Below are 16889 nucleotides of genomic sequence, written 5' to 3'. Positions count from 1 at the left end.
GCTCACCCCGAGACGATACCCTGGTGTTCCCTTACCAAGTCACCTTTTTAACATTCAGCCCTTTCAGCTTCTCTTTGTTGGCATCGATGTATTTTTGCATCGGGTCATATTTCAGGCTTCTGTATTTGGCTTCCCACTTCTTGACTTCCCCATCGAACTGGTCCATGGTGATCTTGCCCATAATGGCTTCGGACGTGAACCGGTTGATGTCCTGCATGATTTCCGAATTCTTCTTGACCACTTCATCGGGTGTCGAGTAGCCGACAATGGAGCCCAGGCCGTTCGCCTTCGCTTCCTCTCCAAGCGCTTTGACACTATCATAGGCTTTCTTGTACTTGTCAGGGCCCATTTGCTGCTCGTACGTCGCCAGCTGCGCATCCTGTCCATCCGTATAGCCAAACAGGAAGGCCATGGATTTCACCCATCTGCGGCTATCGGCACCAAGCTTCTCGGCAATCGGCATGCGCTTGCCGTCCTTCATCGTGTAGGTTTCGCCTTCCTTGCCCCAGAAGATCGCTTCCCGCAGCTTGTCGGACGCAAAGGCTTCAATGACCTTAAAGGCCGCATCCGGGTTTTTGCTCTTCGACGAGATGTAGAGCCCGTGATCGACAATCGGGTCGTTAAGGGTATTTTGCGCATATTTCGGATCCTTCAGAACGGACGGATATTTCTTCAGAGCGGGAGCGAATTCAACCCGTGCATTCTTATCGGCAATATCGGTACCCGGCAAGGCCACCAGTCTAGCGGCCCCCGGCATAAGCTGATCGGCCGAATTCCATTGGAACAGAACGTTCTTTTCCTTCCACTTGGTTGCCCATTTGGCACCGTCCGTCGTGGCGAACTCTTTGTCAAAAATGCCTTCGGCATAAAGCTGGCGGTATAGCTCTACGGCGGCCTTATATTCGGGAAGCACGACGTTCGGGATGATCTTGCCGTCCTGGATGCGGTATCCATAGGGGTCGGCCCCATACAGCATGAAGAACACCGCCCCGCCGTACCGGAACATGTAATCCCCGACAACCCGGTTGGACATCGGAATCGAATCCGGCTCCGCCTTCTTGATTTTGCGAAGCACGTCTACCCATTCCTCAACGGATTCGGGCCACTTTCCTCCGTTGTACTTATCGAGCAGGTCCGCCCGGGCCATGACCCCGGAGCCCTGCGGTCCTTTGTCGTACACCATCGGGATCCGCCAGTTTTTGCCGCTGACCGGATCCTTCGCCAGCTCCATCATCTGGGGGGTAACCAGCTTTTGCAGGATCGGAGACTTGTCGTAATACGGCTTCAGATCGATGAAGGCTCCATCGCGGGCGGCTTTGTAGGCAGGCTCGGGATAGTTGGTATGAAGGATGTCGGGAAGATCGCCGGAGGACAGCATCAGATTGAATTTGGTTTGGTACTCGGCGTAGGGGACGGTCTCCATCTTGAGATCCACCCCGGCCGTTTCCTTAACGATGTTAATGAATTCATTGTTACTGAGATCCACATCCGCCGGGGATTGGAGACCCGCGTTATTGAAGAACATTGTGAGCTTAGGCTTCTCTTTGGATGTGGCCGATGCGGCGTTGTCGGAAGCGGACGGAGACGAGCCATTGCCGGTGCAAGCCGTTAGCATGGCCCCTATGACCATAGTGGTGATCAGGACTGACGGAACCCTCTTCATCTTCATTCCTGGAACCTCCCGTTTCGATCGATTAATGAACCCTCATACCTGCTCTTGGTTACGCCTACCCCAAAACTCACCCGCCAGAAAGCAACTCTTCCAGTTCAAACCGGTAAATCGTGGCTTCTACAGCAAAATACAACTGCTCCTTTCCGGCGATAACGGCCGTCCTCACCCGGCCCGGGAGCGGAATGGTCTTCACGACGGACAGGTCGTCCCGGCTCATCAGAAGCAAGCGGCTTCCGCTGAATACGCCGAGCAGACCATCGTTCAGCCGGATCATCCAGCTGCAGGGCTCATCAATCGCCATCTCGGAAACAAAGCTCATCGACGCGGGATCGAAGAGGCGGACGCTCGGGCCCGCCCCGACGAAGACCCGGTCCCCGTCAGCCAGAACGGCGTTGCCCGTCACAACATCGGGCTCGAAGGTGTGCAGATGCACCAAGCCCTTATCCGGAGACCAGACGCCGAAATGGCAGGGCTCGTTCTTATAGCCGAGCCCGCTTGCTCCTCCGTTGGTGGTGAAGTAGAGATACCGGTCGTCCGCGGTCAAGCCGCAAACCTGCTGCTCCGGAACGGGGTCGGCCCAATGCTCCACTTCCAGCGTATCCGTATTCACCCGGGAGAGGGCTCCTCCGTAGGTGCCGTATTTGGCGGACCAGCCGGTCCAGAAAGCACCGTCGGGTCCGATCACGCTGCGCCCTTCGGGCCGTATGAAATCCGGACGGACCGGGCGAAGGGTTTTCGGATTGTTATTGTACAATTGATCCCAAGGCAGCTTCGGATCGTAGACGATATGGTCCCCGCCCACATAAGCGGATAGAAACAGACGGCCTCCGACGAACCGCATGCCGTACACCTCTCCCCCCACATCGGTTACCGCGGAGGAGTTCCAGTACTCCCCGCTTGCCGGATCGTAGGAGAAGATGGTTTGCCCTAACCCGCAGCAGCCCCAGATGATTCCTTCCTCATCCACAATTAATTCGTGAATGGCGGTAGGCGGCGCGTCCGTCGGAATCTTCTTTAGCTCAACTTCTTGGCCCGGATGATCCAGAATAAAATAATCCTGGCCTCGCACCCCTGCGATCCGTCCTCCGGACAGCTTCTTGATGCCGATGGGCTTTCCGTTCGGAAGCGTAATTTCCCGGGGAATGAGCCGCTGCTTAAGCCCGTCCGCGTCCACCAGGCGTTCGAAGGACTGCGGATTGTAGAAGACCAGCTCCCCCTCCTTCTCCAGGGCCATAAGCTCCTCATGCGCTTCCCGGATCCGATAGCCCGGCATTCCGAATTCCCGGAAGGTTCCGCTTTCGATGTGAAAGGCTTTGACATCCTCCGAATCGTAGCCGTAGGTGATCAAGATATACCCGGGAAGCTCCCCGTGCAGATACCGGCTATACAGATTCTTGGAGTTATCCGATACCCGCCCCAGGTTCTCCAGCACATGATTGTGCGGATCGTATCTCATAAGGGAGCAGTTCGGATAAGTTCCTCCATAGATCATTCCGTCCGAGCCTTCCACGATGTCCCAGAAGTAAGTCTCGCCTTCCGCCTTCAGCGGCTCCGCCCACGTACGCGTTCGCAAATCAAAGCTGTGCAGGTAAGCATATTGCGGGCAGGTGCCGACAATCAGCTTCTCATTGCGCCAATTGACGAGTCCCCATGCCCCCGAATCTCCCGGAAGCTCGAACGATTCGCCGGCTCCGGTCAGCGTGTCGATAAAGACCAAGAGCCCAATTCCGCCGGGCGTGAAATTGGATAAGACCAGCTTCTCTCTTCCGTCCCAGGGATCCACCATTGAGCAATAGTTGAAAATCGTAAAATTACGGCACGGCTGGCCAACAAGCGAGTAAGACGTTTGCGAAATCATCGGTAATCCTCCTCTTGCTCCTGGGAGCAGTCTGATTGGATAGCATCCTAACCTATAAAACAGCTGACTTGGTTGGTTAACTTGTATCACAAACCTGCCTGTAAGGACTGCCTGTTCCGGCTCCGGGATATCGCAAGTGGGATTCTTCCAGTCTTCCGTTCAGGAAGTTGCCCGCTTTATACATCTTGTCTTGAAGCCATGGCTCCGTCCAATCCTTCAAAGCACTGGCGGCTGACAAATCCGGCACCGTATAATGGTTGTTTGTCATCGTGACGGATTCCAGACACTCCTCGCTAAGTGCGATGATCCCCTCACGTTTTGCGCTCTGCTCAATAGTAATCTGATTGCCGTGAATGTTGAGTTGGCTGCACATGGGCAGATTAAAACAATACCCGGTGGCCTGCCGGATGAAGGCCTGATTGCCGGAGATGTCTAATTGGACTTCCCTTCGCTCCGTACCCGATGAATTGTGCAGATGGATCAAATGAGTAATCCTCCCCGCCGCCATCTTATTGTTCTTGATCTGAATCATTCCGCGTTTGAAATTAAAATAACAACGAATCGGATAGGCCGATCCGTGATTTAAACCAAAATCGATAATTTCGTTGCCTTCTATCAGGTAATTGTGATACTCCTCGGGAAGCAAGGCAGCGGAATACGGGCCAAAATCGATGCCGCTGATCCAGGTGTACGGGTCCGGTATGTCCAGTCGGTCCACCTTCATGCCGGATATTAGATTGCCCCGGATAATGACGTTGCCGGTCTTCGTCCCCTCCGTGTAGATTCCATAGAGGCGATTTCCATGGCATATATTCCCTTCGATGATCGCCCCGATTCCTGCATGCAGATCAATGCCTTTTCGGTAATTGAAGCAAGCCCGGTTGCCCATTATCTGAATATCGCGAGGGAGCTCCGAGCTGAATCCTGCACAGCCGTACCCCGTTCCGCCATCAGGCTGAGAGCCCTGATACTCCAAATCACAGTCCATGATGCTGATCCGCTCCACATTCCCAAATAACACCCCGGCGACCCGATTGTGGTGGAGATAGCATTTATATACTTTGAACCGCTTGGCGTACTGGGAAGCGTCTCCCGTAGTCACGGTAATGGCGCTGGCATTAAAGCCCGACGCCTCGATATTCTCGATGCTTACATCAAAGCATTGCCGGAATCGTAAGCCGTCCACCTTGCCGAGATAGCTTTGTCCATATTCGGGGTAGAAGGACCCTGTATATTCCAGCCGGAGATCTCGTATGGTTACGTAACGGATCCCTGCCCGGAAAACAAATAAGCTTGCCGTAAGAGGAGTATCGCTTTCCTGCTGTTCATAGGTGTATAGGAGGTGGGAGCCGCTGCCCTGACCACAGAGGCATACCTTGTCCGAAAGGATTTCGATGGATCGGGTAATCCGATAGGTACCAGGCGGAAAATAGACCGTGCCTCCGTCCGGAATAGAGGCCAAGGCTAGTTGTACCGACTCCGTATCGTCACCGGCACCGTCGCCCGCCGCACCGAACTGCTTCACATCGGCGAAGCTCGAATTCACATGCTGGTATGAGACCATATCGCTTCCCCTTTTCTGGAATACATAGTGGATTCAAGAAAGTAAGCGCTTTAATTTGTGTGGGTTTTGAGAGCTTGGAAGTAGACTGGACAGAGGGGGCCTTCGAAAGAAGTTGATTCTTAAGATCGTTGGAGATAAAAATGAGGTTATGTACTTTCACCTGTTCTACTGCTGTATCTTACCTATACCGACATTATAGGGGGAGGATTAATAATTGACAATCTTTTTTTAAAAATATTTTGGGTTCGCCTCCAACCAAAAGAAACGGCCCCATTATTGGAGATCAGATGGCGGCCTCTGCTCGTTTGCCTTGGTCTAATGCAAAGGGCCTGCCGGAAAGGCAAGCCCTTAACAACCAGATCAAAAGGAATATCTCCACAATTGAGTATCGTTATGTTTAAAATACAGGTTGCCGATCGGGTCGGCCGCCAGCATATCCGCACCGTCGGACCGCAGAATCGTTATCGCTTTGTCCGCTTTATTAATTTTAAATAAATACTTGCTGCCAATCGTTCCATATAGGGAGTTCGGGTCCTTCTCAACGGCAACGAGGTCGGCATCCCGATAATTCCCTTCCGGGAGCAACACATCCGGAAACTTCTCAGCGAAGTACTCGAACGCACGGGATTCCGGATCGAACACAAACAGGTAGCCTTCCGCGAAGCCCCACAATTTCCCGTCTATGGCCTTCAGTTCCGTAATCGCGGTCAGCTTCCTCCCGCCTTCTATGGCCGGCAGGCTGTATTCGGCCGTCTTCGTCTGGGTTACCGGATCATACACGAACAGCTTGGCTTCGGTCTGTGACGGCGTGCTTGAGTAGCCGCCCCGGATCGTGGATCCGCCGTACAAAAGACCTTTATAATAGGCAAGGGATATAATGCTCTGATCCTTTACGATATCCTTATGGACGGCAGCGGTGCCTGTCGTGTAATCATAGACCGACAAGGCTCCCGGTCTGGATCCGGTGGTACCGGCCGTCCCCATGAATACCCGATTGTGCCCGTAAGCGATCGCTTTCGGCCTGTCCTGCTGGTAGGTGCCCGAGTTGATCAAGAGCTTGGGATTGACCCCCGGACTCCAAGGCTGCTTAGGATCGTACTCATACAGCCCTCCTCCGGGGTAGGTGCCAAGATATAGCTTGCCGCCCGCGGATTCCATTTTATCAATTTGGCTGATCGGTGCATAAATGTGCTCCGGCTGGTTGTCGTTGGAATCCCCGCCGAACGGATGGTAGACGCCTAACCCCCCGTACAAGTAAGCGCTGGTATAGATCTGGCCGTCAGGCCCAGCCCCGATCATATTAATCGCCCCGGCTATACGCGGGGAACCTTCAACGCGCGAAACATGGAACGCCCCGTTTTGCGGGTTGTATTTGATGAGGTTCGTCTCATAGTTTCCGTCCGACAGAGCGACAAGCGTTTTTCCCGGATAATTCGCCTGATCCTGTAACGTTACCCAGCCGTAACGCTGAATCCGCCCCGGAATGGAAAGCCCCAGATCCGTTACTTGCTTCGACGCAATGTCGTAACGGGTCAATTGGTTCCCCTTGGTGAAGTACACCCTTCCGTTATTCTCCGGCGATACACGAGGAGCGGTGCCCGTCGTCGACATCTCCTCCGTCGAAGTGACCGTTCCATCCGGGCCGACATCCACCCGCAAAGCCATCATATACCCGCCGATCGCCACAAAGACACGGTCGCCTGTAAAATCCACCGTACCGGCCAGCGTAATGGATTTGTATTTAGCAGGTAAAATATCGTCCATTTGGCCGGTGGCATGGTCGTATCGAATGACGGAGGCGTTAGGTCCCATAGCCAAATAAGAAACGTTGCGCTCCTTGTCATGGGCCAAGGCCCGGAGATACTTATACGTTTGTCCCGGGGGCTGGTAGAAGGGAAAGCCCCCAATCTGTTTGGCCCCTGCAGCCGGATCATACTCAAAGAAGCCCGCTCTTCCGTAAGAACCGCCATAGACCTTACCGTTATTACCCGCCGCGAGATCGAAGACGTAAGATTCCCCTGGCAAAGGCTGGCCCAGATCCGTGATGCACGACTCTCCCTCCACGTACTTGTACAATCTGCCGTTGGGATAGGTACCTAGGTAAATCGTTCCGTCCGTAGCCGTCGTTGCTGCCCAGGCACCGGTAGGATTCACGCTCGCACCCGGTAAGGCTTCGCTTGCCGTCACCTTTTCGGTATTCGCATCGATCACTTGCATGATGGGACGATCGTTTGCATTGCCCGTAATAACCGAATAAATCAGGTTCTCATGGGCTCCCGCTCCAAAGGTGGCCCCCAGGGGTGCCGCGCTCCCCACCTGTACGCCCAGATTGGTGTAATCCTTCGCAAACCGGACATGGTCCCAATAAGCTGTTCCCTCATTAGATTTGCTGGAATGCAGCAGGATTTTCGCATAAGATACTCCTGCAGGGGCTGTCCCATTGGCCTGAATGGTTTTCCACGATTCCGAAGGAGAGGCGGTCATAGACGATTCTACAAGCATCCGGTCGCTGCCGTCATAAAACCGGACCGACAATTCGGCATCTCCGCTCTCGACCCGAACATCGGCAAAGACCACATAAGCCGTGCCCGCTTCCGCTTCCAGCTTCCCGCTCTCCAATCCGATCGCCCGGGATTTTTTGGCGTCGTAAATTCGAACGCTGTGCTCCCCCTCGCTCGCTTGACGATCTGTCACTTCGATCCTGCTGCCCTGCTCGTCCAGGTCGTTTCCATTGTCCTTGTCCACAAACTTGGTCCAGTCAGCAAGAGCTTGCTCAAAGCCGAAATTGCTGACAGGGGTATCCGATGCGGAAGCCCTGTACCCCATGCCGGAGAACGCCAATAGAACCGACATTATCGGGACGGCCCATTTTCGGAAGATCCTGTTTTCCTTTGCGCTATTTCCGTTCACCTAAACTCCTCCTTCTCTCCATAAAGAAATCACTTGCCTTTATAAGAGTAAAATCTGGATGCTTAATGGGACGGGCTGCTTACAACGGGCGCGGATGAAATCGTTAGCGTTTGCAAGATGTTGAATCTTTAGATAATTTGAGGTATAAAAGAGGTATGTATCTCGACCTATTCTTTAGCTGTATCTAACCTATACCATCATTATAGATGGAGGTTAGGTGCTTGACAATCCTTTTATCCTACCTTTCATTTAATTTGTCCGTCTTATCACATTAATCAGGGGAGTAAGCAAGGATGAAAAGAGAGAATGAGTTCGTTTATTTAAAGTTTTATAACAACCTGAAAGAGCAAATCCTGTCCGGCTTGATCGAACCCGGTTCTTTTTTGATGTCGGAATCCGACCTGTGCCGGCATTACGAGTTAAGCCGCAATTCGGTACGCAAGGCGTTGGAGCAATTGGTTAACGACAACCTGGTCATTAAGAAGAACGGTCAAGGAACGATCGTCAATCCCGAGCTTGTCATCGACCGCTCCCCGTCCCAAACGCTGCATATCTTTGCGCCTACTCCGGCCACGTTCGTGGACACCATCCTCCCTTCGCTTATCCAGGAATATAAGGTCCGTTATCCGAATGTGGAGGTCAAGGTATACAGCTTGCCTTATAATGTAAGCTTCTTGCAATCCATCAAGAAGTATATGGAGATGGGGATTATCCCCGACCTTATCTTGCTGTCGGATATGCATTTCCCCGAAATCTCCAATAATTCGGCTTATGAGGATCTTGACCTTACCTTATCGTCTTCCTTGGAGCGGCTCTATCCGAAATTAGTCGATCGCTTCACCGTCGATGGGCACATTAAGGCGGCCCCCATTATGTTTACTACCGTTCATCTGGTCTACAACCGGCCATTGTTCGAGCGCTCCGGGGTTCCCCTTCCGGGAAAGGACTGGTCTCTGGAGGTTTTCCTGGATGCCGCCCAAAGGCTAACCCTCGCGGATGATAAAGGGATCATTCGTCAATACGGGTTCGCCATTATGCCGAAAACGCTGCGCTGGCCGGTCGTTGCCCTCCAGAACGGATTAAAGCAAGTCCGGAACGAGGAGGAGCTGTCCCGGACCATTTCGTCCTCGCTGGAGTTTCTTCAGGACTTGATTCACCGGAAGCGCTGGGGTCTGCTCTACCGTCTCGCCCACGAACGAAATCCGTTCTTCTACGGCAAAGCCGCCATGGTTCTGGCAACCGGCTATGAGGTGTCCCACTGGACCCAGGATAAAATGGCCTTCGACATCGGGTATGCGCCCCTTCCGTTCGGTCCCATCAACGCGACCATCCTGCGCTCCAACGGGTTCATGATTCCCGAGGCCGCACGGAAAAAGGAGCTGGCCAGGTCCTTTATCCTAACCGCCCTGTCACCGGCCGTTCAAGCTAAAATAGCGGAAGGAACCCCTTACCTGTCGGTCATCCGGCCGGTTAACGAAGCCATTCACTCCTCTGACTACTTGTCGCAGGTGAATGCTTTGGAGCATCAGATGGAGGAAAATTATTTCGAAACGGAGCTTTTTTCCGATCTCCACCAAGCGTTTGATCTGGATGCCGACATGGATCTTTTCTGGCTCGGTCTGGAGGAGCCGGCCGAGCTGGACTCCTTGTTCCGCCAGATCTATAGGGAGGGGAAAAGCTGATTCATGAGAAAAGCCGTCCTAACGACTCAGTCGTCAGGACGGCTTTAGTATTTTAGCGCTCAATATCGGTTATAGGAATATCCATCCTATCCACCTGGATTGTCACAGGGGCGGCAGCGTGGAAACGAACCGGCTCCGCGGTCTCGAACCATCCCGTTACTTCCAGGCTTTGCAGGCCCGCCGGGAGAGTTAGGGATTCGCGTCTGATTTTTAAGGTGAGCTCCAGATGATCCGCATCCTCCTTAACCTTAACGGATTCGGGAATCACGGAACCATTCACCCGTATGCTGTCCGTCTTCACACCGGTCCCCTTATAATCGTCCGGGAGATCGACCCGGATCGTAAAGACGCCGTTGTTGATGGTGATGGTTTCCGGCGTTGCCGAAGCCGTTCCCAGCACCCATACTTCAAAAGATTTCGTTTGGGTTATCGTATGACCGGCCGCGTCGGCCGCCGTGATTCTGATTTCGTTTAGGCCAGGCTTCGTCAGCAGGACAGGTGTATCCTGCATGATGTCTCTGCCGTTCAGCTGCACGAGAACCGACTGTAAACCGGAAGTTGCATCATAGGCGGCATGGGTTACGGTTAAGGACTCTCCCTCATTGTAGCTGTCCTTTACCGAGGCAAGATCGATCACGGGAGCGGTTCTATCCATCCGAAACGCTTCCTGCCGCTCGGCTTCGACATTCCCCGCTTTGTCTATGCTGCGGTAATCGAGCGTATGTGCGCCGTCGGCTTCGATCGTCACCGCATCCTCATATCGCGTCCATTCCGATCCATCCAGGCGGTATTCCGTATAGTCCACACCCGAAGCCTCATCCTCTGCCGTGAGGCCAACCGTAATCGGAGTAACATACCAGTTGTCCGCCCCCCGCTTCCCCGTCATCTGTACCGTCGTAACCGGGGGCACCGAATCGGAGTCGAGGATAACTTGAACCGTCCAGTTGACCGAGGTTTTGTCGGCTGCCGTCACTTTGTAGATCACCGGCTTCGTAAAGTCCTGAACCGAGCCGCTGGCGGGAACAGCTGTCGTTTTCTCCGACGTGGTGAGGGCCGGGGCAAGCGACCGCACGTCCGTTCCGGCCTTGACGTGAACCGTCACGGTGCGGCTGCTGAGGTCGATCCGGGCTTCTCCGTTCTGAGCCTCTCCGAGCGAGAATCCGGTAATCCGCTTGGAAATGGCTCCGTCGCTCATGAGCTGGACCTCGGCCAGCTGCGGAGCATACACCCGAGAATCGTGATCCAGCTCGATTTTGACGTACTGGGTGCCGACCGGCAGATCGTCCTTGGGCTTTACGTTTATTTGTTTCCAGCAGGAGGTGCCGACAGGCTCCGTGGCCGTGTAGGCAACCGGTGCCCACGCCTTGCCGTCAGTAGAGATGAACAGGGCTGCCTGTTTGTCTAGCTCAAGAGGATGGGCCGGCGGCTCGACGCAAGGATAAACGGTCGCCTGGAAGTCGACCAGATTGGGAGCGCGGTAGATAACCGATTGCGCCGTATCGGAGCTTCGCTTCAGTCTTCCCGTATCGCCTCCGAATAAGGGCGCATTCGAGCTGTCGAACTGCCAGCCTGTCGTATGCGAATCGCTCTTGCTCCAGTCGTCAAGCGGATCGACGATCACGGCCGGTCCCACAACCGGGTCCGGAAGCGGACCGTCGGGATCCAGGGTCCGGTACAGCGTCAGCCGGGAGATCATCGGCGAGTAGACACGGGCGTCATTGCTGAGAACAAGCTTCAGATACGCATTCCCCGGATCAAGCTTCTGACCCCCTCGAAACGTCGTCTTGTTCCAGCCGGATGACGTCGTGGTGATCGGATCGTTCGTCAGCGCGACGGCTTTCCACTGCTTGCCATCACGCGAGGCATAGACACTCACCTTGCCGGCAAAGCCGTCTCTTGCATACGCTTGAACCGCAAAATCGCTGATGTTCGGATAGTAGTAAACCAGCTCGCCCGGAACGTCCGTCCCGCTGCGCTTCAGCAGCGACAAGTCTCCCTCGAAGGCGGAGGAGTTTCTCTCGAACATAAGATTCGCTCCGTGAGACAGCATATTATCGAACGTGTCCAGCGGATCGGTGAACGCTCCAAATTCAAGGGCGAGGGAGCCGAGCTCCACGGTTCGGGCAGCGTCGCTCTTCGCAAGCCGGACTCGAAGGAAGAGGGAGCCCTCCGGCAGCGTCCCGTCGGAAAGGACGGTGAACTTGTTCATCCCGTCCCCTGTCGGAACCGGCCCGTCAACGTTCAGGTGAACCGGTGTCCAGCTCTGTTCATCCGCTGAGACCTCCACGCTCATTAGGCCATCCAGTGAGGACGCATTGGCGAATAGCCTTGCCTTGAATCCGATAATCCCTTCCGCCTTGTACTCGAGGAACTGCCCCTCACTTGAAGCACGGAGCCTAGAAAAGTCTCCTTCAAATGAGGTTTCCGCTAGAGCCGAATCGAAATCCCAGCTGAGCGAGTGCTTGTAGGCTTTGCTCCAATCGTTCAACTCGTCCGTCAGCACATACGAAATCGGCGATTTCGTAAAGGTGACCGCGCCAAGCTGAGGCGAATACACGAGCGGATCGTTACCCAGCTCGATTTTTATATACCGGGTACCCTTCGGCAGGGGTCCCGTTGGCGAGAAATTGGCGCGGTACCAGTCGTTGTCCGTATTCTTGATGGGCGTATCCGGAGTCAGGGCGACCGCTGTCCACGTACGGTTATCCGGCGAGGCATAGGCCTTGATCTTATCGGCGAATCCGTTCCGGTAATGCAGACGGGCGGAGAACGTAACGGGATCGTTCACTTGGTAGACAAGCGATTGCGGCACGTCTGTGCCGAAACGCTTCACACGCGAGCTGTCATTGGCAAAAAACGCCGGGTTCCCGGTATCGAACAGCAGAGAGGCTTTATCGGACAGCGAGAATACCCGGGAGAAATCGTTCAGTTCGTCCGTAAAGCTCGCCGGTTCCTTCGGCGGCTCGGGAGCCGGAGGCTGCTGCGGCCATACGTCGCTGCCGAGATTGAACTTGGCCTTGAACGTCTGCCCTTTCGCTCCGTTCACGTTCACCTGGAACCGGATCGTCGGAGACGTTTGATACACGGAAATGGCCGGATCCGAGAGCCAGCCGCTGTTCGGGTTCGCGGCCTTCGCAATCTCCACGTCAATCGTCCCGCTGTTGGCCTGGGTCGGATCGGAGATCGAAACATCCAGGGTCTGATCGCCGTTTTCCTTCACCATGACGGAAGCTTTGCGGTTAACTTTCACCGTACCGACCTGCTTGATCTGGTCTTTCCAGAAGTTAATGCCCAGCAGGTTCAGGGTAGTCTCCCGGACAGCCTGCGCGTCTGCCGTATTTTCCACCACCTCGATATCGGGGGCATCCGCATAGGCTTCGACCTCGCCCGCCGTACGATTCGGCAGAATCGTATAGGCATAGCTGCCGGCGGGGCTGCCTTCTGCCCCCGGACTGCGGCCGTGGTCATACCAGAACGCGGCATAGTTACGCGTATAGGCTGTCGTATCGTCACTGCCCGAGTGGGAGATTTCAGCCGGTGAACCGGTCCGGGCTTCGCGGAGGGCTTTCAAGTCCGCCCCTCCGGGGAAGTAGTAGCCTACATCCGAGCCGCTCCCATTTCCGGCAAGGTAGATCCAGTGGGTGCCAGGCAGCGATTCCGACCAGCCGAGGGAAGCCGGCTTGACGGTGCCGTTTACGGTCAGCGCATTGTCGCCGGCCGCATTCAGCTTACGGTTCTCGACGATGGACTCGACCGTGTTGCCGTCGCCGCCCGTAATATCGGAGCCGAGCGAGACAATTTCATCGTCAAACAGAAACCAGGATTTCTTCGCCTTCAGCGTCTCGTCAACTGGATGAAGCTGCATGCCACTGATCCCATATAGGTCATCCATCTCGGTGCCGCCGACCCAGTTCTCCCCGGTGAGCCGGCTCTCGGGGCTTTCCGTGGAGGGGAACTCCAGCTTAATGAAGTTCGTGCCGGCGGGAAGCGGAGAAGCCGGACGGACGGAGACCCGGCTCCAACGGGAACCTTCTATAGGAGACGGGGAGCCGAGCACGACCGCCGCTCCTTTCCAATCCTGATTGTCGGACGAGTAAAACAGCTTGATCCCGCCGTCCAGCGGCCGGTTGTTCAGCGTGTAGACGACGGCTTCAAACGCCGAAATGTTCGGCTTGTTGTACATGACATACTCCAGCGTGTCATCCTTGCGTTTCAGCCGGTTCGTATCGCCGCCCAGCGGGTCGTTCACAAACTGCCAATTGTTCGTGTAGCGATAGAGATTATCGGCGTTTGCCAGATCGTCCGTCAGCACGCTTCCATTCGTGTTTATCGTAACCTGGCCGATTTGCGGCGAGTCGACATCATCCGGATGGACGGCCTCCACCGTAATGCCCGGCAGCCGATATTTGTCGACCGTGGCCCAGTAGTAGTCGCCGAATTGATTCGGATCGCCGGTATACAGGCTGGTGCGGCCGTCATTCACGTGCCAGCCCATCAAATTCTCGTAATTGATCGCTTCGTAGTTGTCGATCCGGGAGGAGCTCATTCCGACGCTGAACGCCGCGTTCGGCCGCAGCCAGCTGAACCGGTCCATCCGTGGAAACGGCTTATACAGCGACAGCTCCGGACGAACCGGCACGCTCGGGTCGTTCACCAATGCTTTGATCTTCGTGTTGAAGAAGAGGTCCCGCTTCGAGAAATCAAACTTGGCATCCGACGTTACCAGATACTTGATAAAGCTCTTAAGCCTTATCTCGTCGGGGGTCCCCTTCAGCATATCGGCTACCTTGTAGGCCGGGACCATAATCGAGCTGACGCCATCCGCCCCGTCGTAGCGGCTTAAATAACGGCCGGCCAGATTGTCGAACAGCCGGTTGCGGAAAATAAGCGGCTCATAGGAGCGGTAAATCCATTCCTTGATAATGGTGCTCTTCGAGCTGTCGATCGCCCACTGCGTGTTGCCGAGCAGATAGATCAAGTCCACCGACGAGCTCAAATTGGATAACCCATAGCCGGAAGTATACGGATGAGCGCCGTGCTGGATGAACGAGCCGTCCTCATAGAAGCCGTCGCCCGAAGCCACGAAGGTAAAAAGAGGTCCAAGCGCATCCCGCCCTTGGCCGATAACCGCCCCATCCTTTGTCAGAATACCGAGCTGGGACCAGATGAGCGATTTCCACGCCAGGTTGGCTCCACTGTTGCCCCAGCGCTGTCCCATGCTCGTGCCGGTATCCTTCGGGGTCACGACCCAATGCCGGATGGCGCTTGTATAGCGGCTAAGCTGATCAGGCGAGAGCCTGTCGTACAGGAGAGCCATCGTGTCTTCCAGAGCCCAAGGGGCGCCGATCTCCCAGACGAACCAGTTGTTGTCGGTGGATTGCGTCCCATACGGCGTCTTGTCGTTATACCAATTGGTATTCATCCATTCGAGCGCGCTCATCATATCGGCCAGCAGCGCCTTATTATGATAAAGCTCCGAGCCTTCCGTGGCATAAGCGACCGCCATCGAGCGAATGCGCGAGTAGGAGTCCGTGATGTGCTGGTTCGGGTACTGGGTGGCCAAATCGGAGAACAAATACGTGCGATCCGCCGCTTTGTTCATCTCGTCCCAGATCCGCTGGGCCGTGCTGGTGGTCTTGACGATGTTAGCGGCCACATCCGGATCGGCCGTGTCGATACCGGCTCCTCCCGTGAAATTGGCGGACCATTTGGCGATCAGACCGCCGAACTCGTCCTCTGCGGCGGAAACTTTCGAAGAAGGGCCGATCGGTACGTAAGAGGCAGCTACTACGAGAACGAGCATCAGATGAAGAATCATTCGCAAGCGGGGGCCTAGGCTTATGCGGCTGATCATGGACAAAATCCTCCCTTTTTGGACGGATATGATGGAATAAAGTAAAAAAGAAATGCTGCAACCCGGCTTTGTCAGAATGGCAGCATCTCTTTCTTGTTGTTACCTTAGGTGTCGGGTTATCCCGCGACTCCCTCGGCATTAAACTTACGCACGTGCTGAACCAGATCGTCAAACGATACCCAGGAGATGCCGACCTTCTGGTCCGCCGCTCCGTAAGCCATAATCAACTCGCCGCCGACAACGATTCCCGCGGTAGTAAACAGGCATGGGGTCGGGTAATCCGACGGCATTTCCCATTCCTGCTTGGCATACATAAGCCGGTCCGGGCAGCGGTGAACGACCTCCGGAAAATCGTTTTCCCGTTCTTCGACGATCATAAAGGATTGGGTATAGCCGAAATGAACATCCTTTTTGCCGTGATAGGAGACCAGCCACTGCTTATCCGACACGCGGAGCGGCGGCCAGCTGGCCCCGACCCGATTGGCTTCCCAATCGAATATTCCGGTTGCCAGAAGCTTATGTACAGCCTTAGGAGACGCGAAGTCCTCCATCCGCTCGGCGGCGGCGATATAGATGGAAGGCACCATCACCTGGTCTCCGCCCGGGAATGGGACCGGATTCATCGGGCGGTGCAGCATCACATACTGCAGCTTGCCGTCAATAAGCATCTTCTCGGGAAACAGGAACACATCCCGGTTGTCGCTGACATGGCCTTCGTTCAACGGGCATACGTAGGTGAACGCTTCTTCGTAATGGCCTTCCTTCAGCTTCTCGAGGTCCAGCTTATAAAGAACGGTGACCGTGTCGTTGGTGCGGGCCGTTACCGTAAACGGATCATCTCCATCCTGCACCCAGTCCGGCACATATTCATATTTGGTGATGACGGGCGGTTCCTGATCGGCGAGCCAGTAAGGTCCCGGCGGGAACATCCGGCAGGCTACGCTGACGTACAGCTCTCCCTCCACCGGAAAAATCCTCGGATCTTCGATGCAGCCGTTGGAATAGTCCCTCACCCGGTTGCCCTGCACATCGGTAATGTAAATATCCTCCTTCTCTAAATTCAGAGCCGGGGCCAGAGCCGGGCGGGTAAAATCCGGTGTCCAGGTTTCCCCCCGGTCGTCGCTGTGAGCATAGCCGAGAAAAATGGGGAACGGGTCGTGACGGCCTTCCAGCCGCTTCTGCGGCCACGGACCCGTGGCCCGGAACAGCATGTGCAGGCGATCCGAGTCCGGATCCTTCACAATCGCTGGATTGAGCACCATTTTGCTCGCCCAGTCGCAGCCGGCTTGCGGCTCGATGGCCGGTTTAGTTGAATAACGAAAATTCGGTTGCATGTTAATTCCTCCCAT

General features: G+C 55.0%; 7 protein-coding genes. 1 reads left to right on the top strand and 6 read right to left on the bottom strand.

The genetic code is table 11. The features are described from left to right. Positions 1-31 precede the first annotated feature (31 nt). The 4 genes from MJA45_RS09230 to MJA45_RS09215 form a co-directional block, all read right to left on the bottom strand. A complete protein-coding gene (locus MJA45_RS09230; protein ID WP_315606967.1) occupies positions 32-1669 on the bottom strand; it encodes an extracellular solute-binding protein in 1638 nt (545 codons plus the stop codon). 70 nt (positions 1670-1739) lie between these two features. Then, positions 1740-3530 (bottom strand): hypothetical protein, encoded by a 1791-nt coding sequence (locus MJA45_RS09225; RefSeq protein ID WP_315606966.1) that lies wholly within the window; start codon positions 3528-3530, stop codon positions 1740-1742. Positions 3531-3606: 76 nt separating this feature from the next. Further along, positions 3607-5076: a glycosyl hydrolase family 28-related protein gene (locus tag MJA45_RS09220; protein ID WP_315606965.1), complete on the bottom strand. Its 1470-nt coding sequence runs from the start codon at positions 5074-5076 to the stop codon at positions 3607-3609. Positions 5077-5454: 378 nt separating this feature from the next. Next, positions 5455-7947, bottom strand: a complete 2493-nt coding sequence (locus MJA45_RS09215; protein WP_315606964.1) for a hypothetical protein — start codon at positions 7945-7947, stop codon at positions 5455-5457. Between the two features lie 350 nt (positions 7948-8297). Between MJA45_RS09215 and MJA45_RS09210 the strand changes: the two genes are divergently transcribed. Continuing rightward, a complete protein-coding gene (locus MJA45_RS09210) occupies positions 8298-9686 on the top strand; it encodes an extracellular solute-binding protein (RefSeq protein WP_315606963.1) in 1389 nt (462 codons plus the stop codon). Positions 9687-9738: 52 nt separating this feature from the next. Here MJA45_RS09210 and MJA45_RS09205 read toward each other — a convergent pair whose 3' ends face one another. Next, positions 9739-15540 carry a polysaccharide lyase 8 family protein gene (locus MJA45_RS09205; protein WP_315606962.1) on the bottom strand — a complete coding sequence of 1934 codons (5802 nt, stop codon included), beginning with the start codon at positions 15538-15540 and terminating at the stop codon, positions 9739-9741. Positions 15541-15656: 116 nt separating this feature from the next. Further along, entirely contained in the window at positions 15657-16874 is a 1218-nt protein-coding gene (locus tag MJA45_RS09200) for a glycoside hydrolase family 130 protein (protein WP_315606961.1), read from the bottom strand. Positions 16875-16889: the final 15 nt, after the last annotated feature.

Origin of the sequence: Paenibacillus aurantius (assembly GCF_032268605.1) — a bacterium.
In the GTDB taxonomy this organism is placed as follows: Bacteria; Bacillota; Bacilli; order Paenibacillales; family NBRC-103111; genus Paenibacillus_AO; species Paenibacillus_AO aurantius.
Note: the sequence above shows the minus strand (reverse complement) of the source record. Positions and strands in the feature narration are given on the sequence as shown.

Coding starts and splice junctions, on each gene's coding strand:
- MJA45_RS09230 (WP_315606967.1), bottom strand. CDS start 1,669: ATGAAGATGAAGAGGGTTCCGTCAGTCCTGATCACCACTATGGTCATA.
- MJA45_RS09225 (WP_315606966.1), bottom strand. CDS start 3,530: ATGATTTCGCAAACGTCTTACTCGCTTGTTGGCCAGCCGTGCCGTAAT.
- MJA45_RS09215 (WP_315606964.1), bottom strand. CDS start 7,947: ATGTCGGTTCTATTGGCGTTCTCCGGCATGGGGTACAGGGCTTCCGCA.
- MJA45_RS09210 (WP_315606963.1), top strand. CDS start 8,298: ATGAAAAGAGAGAATGAGTTCGTTTATTTAAAGTTTTATAACAACCTG.
- MJA45_RS09205 (WP_315606962.1), bottom strand. CDS start 15,540: ATGATCAGCCGCATAAGCCTAGGCCCCCGCTTGCGAATGATTCTTCAT.
- MJA45_RS09200 (WP_315606961.1), bottom strand. CDS start 16,874: ATGCAACCGAATTTTCGTTATTCAACTAAACCGGCCATCGAGCCGCAA.